Source organism: Streptomyces sp. NPDC012794, assembly GCF_042901085.1.
GTDB lineage: Bacteria > Actinomycetota > Actinomycetes > Streptomycetales > Streptomycetaceae > Streptomyces.
Genome location: NZ_JBIBCI010000045.1, coordinates 1 through 8,245, shown reverse-complemented (window position 1 = coordinate 8,245; position 8,245 = coordinate 1). Strand labels below are relative to the sequence as shown.

The following is an 8,245-nucleotide window of genomic DNA, read 5'->3' as shown; positions in this document are numbered from 1 at the left end:
AGCGACGACCCGCCGTTCTGACTCAAGGCCAATGCCCCCTGAAACACCCGATCGATCACCCAGCGTGGTCGCACCACAAGAAGTGGACCAGAACCGGTTTGGTTGAGGAAGCTGCGTTCGGTCTGGGGGTGGGGTGTGCGGGTGGGTGTCGGGCGAGGGTGACGGTTTCGGGGTAGGCGACCGCGTCGCGGGCGGTGAGGGCCCAGGAGGTGTGGCATGGGCCTGACGCGTAGCGCTTCGGGCGCGTTGGGCTGCGGCACGTTGGTGGAGGGCGTCGCCGGAGTGGTCACGGTGGCTCCGGTCTGGCGGGTGGGCCGTTGCTGTGGCCGTTTCGGCGCGGGTTGGCCTGGTGTCGGGGGCGGTGGTTGTTTTCGGCGAGGTGGTCGAGGGTGATGGCTTCCAGGCTGGCTTTGGTGATGCGTTCGGTGTTGTCGAGGATGGCGGTGATGGCGGCTTGGCGTAGGAGGCGGGCGAGGCTGCCGATGCGTCCGCCGGTGCGGGCATGGAGGTAGAGGGCGAGGCGGGGCAGGGTGCCAGGCCGGTGCCGGTGGAGATCGAGGCAGGCTTCCATGGCGGCGATGAGGTCGCGGAAGGGCTGGCTGGTTCCCCGGCGGGCGGGGATGGTGTCGCAGTCGATGAGGGTGGCGCGGCCGGCGAGCTGCGCGCCGCGGGTACCGGTGAAGAGAGGCGTGGTGGTGACGTCGATGCCGGCGTAGACGAACGTCGCGCCGATGCGTTCGGTGAGGTCTTTCAACAGGTCGGTGGCTTCGGCGCCGGTGCTGGTGCGAGGGTTGAGCCGGTGGATCTCGTCGATCATCACCAGCCGGACGCCCGCCCGGGTGTAGGTGTCGCAGACCGACGTCATGATCTGGGCTTGGGTCATACGGTGGGTGAGGGGGATGCCGAGGAAGCGGGCGAACTCCGCGGCCAGGGTTTTCGCGCTGGCTCCGGGCGGGACGAGGATGTACGCGACGGGCATCTGGTCATGGATGCCGGTGCGTGCGGTTTCGGCATGGTGGCAGGTCCGGCCGACTTGCAGGAGCGCGGTGGTCTTCCCGGTGGTCGGGGGCCCGGTGACGATCAGGCTGGGGCGGGCGGTGGCCCGTTGGTGGCGGCCCAGGACCATGAGGGTGCGCACGGTGGTTGAGATGGTGTCGATGGCCGGGGTGCGGACGGTGACGAAGTCGGAGTGGTAGGCGAGCCGCTCCTCGACGCTGCGCCGCAGTGCGCCCGGGTCCGGCGGCGCCGGGGGAGGGGTGTCGACGAACTGCTGCCAGCCCTGCCACGTCGTCGGCGGCAAGGCGTCGCCCGTACTCGGTTCCGGCTCGTGTGTCACCACTGCTCAGCCTCCCGCCGGGCGTCGTAGAGGCCGAACCCGCCGGCCTCCGCTGCCGCGGCCCAATCCTGGTCGTCGTCTTCGTCGATGTCCTCGAGGTCGTCCAGGCTCTCCACGTCGCCCCGGCCGGGGACGTCTCCGGTGGGCTGGCCCGGCAGGCGCACGCTGGTTCCGGACGTCTCCCGGAGAGCCTGAGCTGCGCCACCGCCACCGCCACCGTCTGCGATTGCCAGTGTGTCGGGCCACGCCGGGAGGGCGGCCCGTACGCGCTTTGTCCCTGCCGCCTCACCGGCGGATGGGCGGGCGTCTGTCCCGGTACGGGCGCGCGTGAGGATCGCCTGGAGTGCGTCGGCGAGATCGCTTTCGTATTGCTCGGCGCCACCACGGTGCTCGACTTCGCTCTTGAGGTGCTGCCAGAGGTGGTCGTTGAAGGGCTGGTGGACGTGGTCGCGGTGGATCCAGCCGATCTCGGCCAGGTGTCCGTTGGGCAGGCGGATCCAGACTTGCCGTGCGTCGTGGGGGTTGTGGTGGACTTCCCATCTGCCGCTGCGGACGTGGATGTCGGAGGGCTGTCCGCGGAGTGGGTTAAGGATGGCATCGTCGTAGGTGCGGTGGTTGATGCGGATCCCGCGGTCGGTGATCTTGTGCCAGCGGGCGGGGAGCAGCTCGATGTAGTCGCGTGCGGTCAGCGGCACCGGCATGTAGCCGTGGGCGGCGATGAGCGCGGCCCACATCTCGTTCGGCGACAAGGCGGCCTTGGCCATGGTGGGGTGCCGCAGGCCTTCGTGGGGCCGGGGCTGCCAGCCGGCTGTGATCCACTCATCGAGGAGGTCCTAGGCTGCGCCACGCTCCAGCAGGCTTCCTTCTCGGCGTCGCAGCCGCGCTGGACGACGTTGGAGCCGGTATAGCCGGCGACGTACTGACAAAACAGTGTGTTGATCGAGGCGAAGGTCCGCTCCACGGGCCCCTTCGCCGCGGGCTGGCGCGGAGGCGCGGGCTGAAGGCTGACCCCGAGGGTTTCGCAGGCGGCGCGGAAGGCTGCCGAGAGGTAGATGTTCCCGCGGTCGATGATCACGGTCTCGGGGACGATGACCGGCCGGGCCGCCGCGTGCTCCAGCCGCGCGTCGATGTCCAGGAGCCGCTCGTAGGGGATGCTCGCGTGCGCGAGGTGCAGGCAGGCGGGCCAGTGGGGGCGGACCGGGTGCGGGACAGCCATCTCGGCGAGGAGCAGCGCGGCATCGACGGCTTTGGTCCCGCCCGGTCGCAGTACCGCGGCAAGGATGCTGCGGGTGGCGACATCCAGCGCGATGGTCAGCTCGGGACGGCCCGCAACGCCGTGGTCGGAGACGGCCATGATGTCCAGGCGTGTCGTATCCAGCATGACCTGCTCCCCGGGCCGCAGCGCCATGGCCGGGGTGAAGGGCGGCGCCGGGCTCGAGGCGGTCCGTGCCGGGCGGCCCGGCAACTCTCTCGGGTCGGCCAGCGCGCGCACGAGCCGGTTGAACGTGGACACCGGCGGCAGCAATCCTGCGGCCTCGGGGCCATGGGTCTCGGCGAGGACCTGCCGGGTGAGTTCCCGCAGCCCGGCGAGTGTGCCCTTGGATCGCCCGCGCTGGCGCCGCAGTGCTTCCAGCACTGCCACGACGACCTGCTCGTCGGCGCGCCCTGTGCGGCTGGAGGGTTTGGTGGTGCGGTGGTCGACCAGCCCCCACAGTCCCTGGCGGCGGTAGCGGGTCCGCATCCTGCGGATCGTCGGCGGACTCACCGCCGTCCAGCCCAGTGCCGCCAGCTCGGCGGCTTTGGCCTCCACCCGCTCACCCATCGGCCGCTCCAGCGCGTACGCGGGCCGCGGCACTCCCGGGCTGCCCGGGCCGCCGGGCAGGCCGCACTCGATCTCCTGCAGATGCCGCTGCCAGGCCAGCGCGCGTTCCTGCTCGCGCACCGGAACCGTCTCGAACAGCCCCCACTGCGGCACCCCGACCGCTGGCCGGGCCCCGATACGGCGAAGTCGGCAGCCGCGCACAGATAGCCGGCCAGGACCGAGGTGACGGTCCCGTCCTCGGCGGCCAGCCGAACGACGTAGCCGTCCATGGCCACCACCTGCCAGGTGCGGCCCTCGAAGACCACGTGCCCGCCCACCGCGATGACCGACCGCCTTGCAGCACTCCTGCTCATCGCGCCTCCCCGCCCGCGACACCGGCGGGCGTGCCCGGCCTGGCGATGACCCGTTCGTGCAGGGGTCGGGACAGAGGCACGCTCAGGCGGCCGGACCACAGTGCGTGGAACACGGCCGGCCACACGGCCATGGGATCCCCTACAGCCCGGACGCCCTCGATCAGCGGCCGTGGATCCCGGAACGCTTCCAGCACCGCCGCCATCCGTCCCGGGCCCCCGGCGTTGCGGGGGTGCCGGTAGCCGGCCAACCACCGCACATTGGCCGCCAGTACCGCATCGATCGGCTCCAGCCGCCAGTAGAACCACCCCACCTCCGCGCACGCACCACCCAGGTACTGGGCGGCCAGGCGCGCACGTTCCCCGCCACCGCCGGAGACGGAGGGGCAGTCGGCCAGCAGGGCTGTTCCGTCGGTGTACCGGGCGAAGATCTGCGGCACCCAGGACCGCACCCGGCCCTGCCCGTCGCGCCACACCACTCGCAGCGGCCGCCCGGCCAGGCCGACGACGTCGGGATCGCGGTCGAGCAGCATCAGCTGGGAACGCATGGCCGCCGACCCGTGCACCACATGCCGGCCGGTGGTCGCCGACCACCACCAGCCGGGCGCCCACCGCTTCCCCCGGACCACGGGGAAGCCGCGACGGGCGGCAGCTCCTCGAACCGCACGGACGAGGCGGCCTTGTCCCACGGAAGCTGCCGAACACTCCCGGACGCGTCCTTGAACACCGCCTCGCAGACGCCCCGGGCCCGGGCTTCTCCCTGCACGTGAGTGCTCCTGGACGCTAGCCAAGTAGGTGACTCATGCGCACATGCACCGGTTGCGAAGGAGCGTCACGCGATCGAACGGACCACGCCCTAAGCACGGGACACCGCCAGGACCCGTCTGCTACAGACCAGCCGATCCGAGCCGGCACAGCCCCCGACCGCGGCGCTGATGCGGGAGCCTGATCAGTCGTCCGCCGCCGGCCCGCGCCGGGCGATCTCCTCTACGAGATCAGCGGGGATCTTGCCCCACTCGCCGACGAACTGGGGCGGCACGCCCGCCTGAAGTGCCCCGTGCGCAGCCTCCAGCAGCGCACGGTCCAGGATCTCGCTGCCCCTGACGAGGAGGCGGAGCATGTTCTGGCTGGCCTCGGCGACGGGACGCCCGGAGTGGACATGGACATCGCCCAGCATCTGAACTGCTTCGTCCAGCAGACGCTCCAGAAGAGCCCGGTCTGAGTCCGGGACCGCCTTGCGCCAGCTGATGGTGCCGTTCTCCCGCTCAGCCAGAAGGCGCAGCTGCACGCCCGTGGACACGGGCTGACGCTCCCGACTCACCCACCACGGGTCCTGGCCCCGGCCGTCAGGGTCCCCGACGCCGCGGCGCCGCCGGATCACTGTCCCCAGCCACCCTGCGACCAGCGGCCCGTCGTAGTCGACCGCCACCAGCGGTCCCAGCCATGGGCGCCCTACCCGCTCGCCCAGCTCCCGGCAGAACGCACCGTCCGTAGACCGGGGCCGGATCTGTTCCCGTCCGCTGTCAGCCCATGCCAGCTCCTCCATGGCAGGGTCCAGCAGCGCATCGGCCACAGCAACGACCTCGGGGAAGACCACCGCGTCCCGGGCCACCGCGTGCCACCACCAAAACCTGCCCGCTGCGTCCCCACCCGCGAGCCGGTGCAGCCGGGCCGGCCAGATCCGCTCTTCACCCCAGCCCAGGGCCTGTTCCCACCACCGGCACACCACCGCCCGAGCGAGACCGAACACCTCGGCCGGCTCCACCCCGACCCGCCGCGCCCGCCGTTCCACACCCGTCCACTGCCGCTGCGCCTGGGCCACTTCCGGGCTCTCACGGAGGTCGAGGTTCTCCAGCCCGTGATCGACGTCCGCATCCAGCTGCCACCGGTGATGCCGCTCGCACACCCGCTGCCAACGCTTGGCGTAGCGGACCGCGCGCACTGCCTGCCCGCTGCGCCGCGCCACACAGAGCCGGCAGCCGAACGCCGTCGGTTCGACCACCGTGCCGCCGACCCGCCACAGGCCTCCCGCGGTCCCTGGCCGCTGCTGCTCGGTGAGCTGCTCTTCGACGGGCCGCCACGACGGCAGAGCCTGTTCGAGGATCTCCTCGTCAACCCGGCACAGTCCTGCCAGCAGGGCTCGGCCATCCCGATCGAGCAGCACTTCTGCATCCGCGCGTGGAGTCCCGCCTGGGTGCCGGGGCTGATAGTTCGTCCACTGCCAGTTTCCCAACAGCCAGCCGGGTTCCTGGCCGTAGCGCGCGGCAATCCGGCACATCAGTGACCAGGTCGTCTCTCTGTTCAGGGGAGCCACGCGGAAGACCGTTGCCGGTTGACCGGCCTTGCGGATGGCGGGCTGCGTGGTCATGCACGTTGGTTGCCCATGAGGCTCCGTGGGCACACCTGGCGCGTTTGCCTACCGTAGCCGGGCTCTGAGCAGCTTTGGCGATCGGTGCTGGGCCCGGTGTCGTATCGCGGCGAAGCGGTGGCTGAAAGCGGGCTGGCCTTGATGGACTCCCTTCCTTGAGACGGCGTTGGGGCCGCAGCCGGTTGTCGTACGGGGGAGGCACAATCGGCGCATGTCTGAGTTCTTCGTCGACCTGGGAACTGTCAATGCGCCGTCGGGTGCGCTGGTGCTTGGTATGGCCGGTTGGATCGATCAGTGGCGGGAGCTGGGCCAGCCGTTGTCCGAGCGCGCCAGGGCGGCCACGGCGAAGGGAGGGGGCCATCTTCGTGAAGGGTTGTGCGAGGCGGTCGCGGTTCCGGCGGCCACTGACCGGGCTTTGATGGTGCGGGCGAGTACCTCGCCGTCTCCGTTCGACCGTGAGCCGGCGATCGCGACTCTGGAGATCGGTCTCGGGCTTCCGTGGCCCGAGACCGCGGACCGGGCGGTACCGGTCTGGCTCGGGGACCTGCCCGTTGATCGGTGCGGCATGGTTGTCGGTGATGCCGTGGGCCTGGATGTGTGGAGGGGATGGGACGACGAGCCGGTCGACGGGCTCGCCGATGTCTTCTACTGGGGCTTGTACGCGGACGACGCTCATGCGCAGTTCGGCGGTGAGCGGATCGTCCAGCACGGCGTCGACGGCCCTCACGGGTGGCTGGATCTCCCGGTGGCGGTGGCGGTTGCCCGTGCGGCCGAACTCGAAGCCTGGCGCGACCGCCTCCACGGCAAGGGCCTCATGGTTTCGGTCGACGAGCACACCGATGTCCACCGCTTCCAGCGGGCCGGGTGGCACCATCCGCTCCGTGCGGGTGCGGTCGATGTCGGTGGCTGCCCGGTGCTGGGCATCGAATGGGACCAGGGTGACCACTCGATGAGGCATCGCGGTGAGCGGGCCGCCGGCCAGGTGTATCCGGTCACGCTCGAAGCCGATGAGGCGGGAGAGATGGTGCTGCGATGGGCCATCCAGCCCTACGACTTCGCTGACGAAGTGTCGCCGGTCAGTGGAACTGAGCAGTCGTCACGCTTCTGACCTGGGGTTGTGCAGTTTGGCTGAGCGGGTTGACGGCTGGCTGGCTCATTGAATCTGCGCAGGAAGCGACGCTGCCGTTCGTCTGACCTGCGGAGTTCCTAGCTTCGGGTCGGGCTGTGCAGATTGGTTGAGTACTGCGCAGTTTCACTGATCCTCGACAGTCAGACGCTGGGTGGGGAGTCTGGGGGTACCCAGCCGTCTTTTGCAGACTGCAGCCGCGTACGGTTTTGAAGCAGTGTGCGTGATGCAAGGTGGCGGGGGCTGTCTGGGGACTCTGGACGTTGTGTCGTGTTGGTGTCATGATCAGTGTGTGACTGTGTTTCGAAAGGCTCATGCCGCGTAAACGGCCTGGTGCGCTGCGTGCGCAACGAGTGGTACCGCGACAGCTGTACGCGGACACCGGCTCTTGGGGGTTGCCCAAGCGTTGGCGTCCTTCTCCCCGGCTTGTCTCCGCGATTCGTCGCGAGGAGTTTCGGCGTCCCTTCGGCGGATTGTGGCCTGGGGCAGCCCTGCATGCTCTCGATGCCTATCGTTACTTCCTCACTCTTCCGGGCAGGTACCTGTACTTGCGCCTGTCGATCTCCGGTTCCATCGAGCAGGAGCTTGGGGAGAACGTCGCGGTGGCCCGGGATCTCCTTGAGGCGGTTGTGTACAGGCTTCCTTCGCGTGCGCGCCGGGAGTTGGAGGGGCTGTTGGCGCAACTGGATGAGGAGTTGTGGCGCAGGACGCTCCCCGACCCGTTTGCTTACCGGCAGCCGAACCGTAGGGGAGGTTGGTGGCATTGGCGTCTCTATGACGAGACCTACCACCTCTGACACCCACCACCTGGTCTCCTTAGCCGGCCTGCCCCGCGGCAGCGGGGCGAAGGCTTGGAGGCGCAGCCGGAAAGCCCGGGCAGGGGCGCGAAGCGCCCCACAGACTCAACGGCAGTCCTCCCGGTCTGCGCGGGGGTGGTTACGGCCTAACCGGCGTCCGGGGTGTCAGGGCCTCTGGGTGGCTTGCCAGCCCACCCCGCCCTCACCGCAGCCAGCTGCCCGCAGAGCGGGCGGGTCTGGAGGCGGAGCCGGAAAGACCCCCGGGTGGGGGAGCGGAGCGGACCCGCCCAACGGGCCGCAGGGCCGGACCCCGTGAAACGGGGTCACCCAGGCCTGCGGAGCAGGCCTTCGGCTGGAGCGAAGCGCAAGCCGAACGTAGGTCCGGAGCGAAGCGCAGGACCCCGGCCCGCAGGGCCGGCTCTGGCTGGGCGAAGCCCAGCCCCGTC

At 70.2% G+C, this 8,245-nt stretch carries 6 protein-coding genes; 1 reads left to right on the top strand and 5 read right to left on the bottom strand.

Annotated elements, in window-relative coordinates:
* Positions 1-286: 286 nt before the first annotated feature.
* The 5 genes from ACFY7H_RS33860 to ACFY7H_RS33840 form a co-directional block, all read right to left on the bottom strand.
* Positions 287-1,339, bottom strand: coding sequence for a TniB family NTP-binding protein (locus tag ACFY7H_RS33860; RefSeq protein WP_388946522.1), 1,053 nt, complete (start codon positions 1,337-1,339; stop codon positions 287-289).
* The gene (locus ACFY7H_RS33855; protein WP_388946519.1) at positions 1,333-2,100 is read right to left on the bottom strand and encodes a Mu transposase C-terminal domain-containing protein; all 768 of its coding nucleotides are present in this window, start codon (positions 2,098-2,100) and stop codon (positions 1,333-1,335) included. The genes ACFY7H_RS33860 and ACFY7H_RS33855 overlap by 7 nt, the downstream gene beginning before the upstream one ends.
* Complete coding sequence (locus ACFY7H_RS33850; protein ID WP_388946516.1) at positions 2,022-3,278, bottom strand: hypothetical protein; 1,257 nt, start codon at positions 3,276-3,278, stop codon at positions 2,022-2,024. The genes ACFY7H_RS33855 and ACFY7H_RS33850 overlap by 79 nt, the downstream gene beginning before the upstream one ends.
* A 229-nt stretch (positions 3,279-3,507) precedes the next feature.
* The gene (locus ACFY7H_RS33845) at positions 3,508-4,137 is read right to left on the bottom strand and encodes a TnsA-like heteromeric transposase endonuclease subunit (RefSeq protein ID WP_388946513.1); all 630 of its coding nucleotides are present in this window, start codon (positions 4,135-4,137) and stop codon (positions 3,508-3,510) included.
* Positions 4,138-4,457: 320 nt separating this feature from the next.
* A complete protein-coding gene (locus ACFY7H_RS33840) occupies positions 4,458-5,876 on the bottom strand; it encodes a DNA-binding protein (protein ID WP_388946510.1) in 1,419 nt (472 codons plus the stop codon).
* A 211-nt stretch (positions 5,877-6,087) separates the two neighbouring features.
* On the opposite strand from ACFY7H_RS33840, the gene ACFY7H_RS33835 reads away from it, so the two are divergent.
* Positions 6,088-6,984, top strand: a complete 897-nt coding sequence (locus ACFY7H_RS33835) for a hypothetical protein (RefSeq protein WP_388946507.1) — start codon at positions 6,088-6,090, stop codon at positions 6,982-6,984.
* Positions 6,985-8,245 lie beyond the last annotated feature (1,261 nt).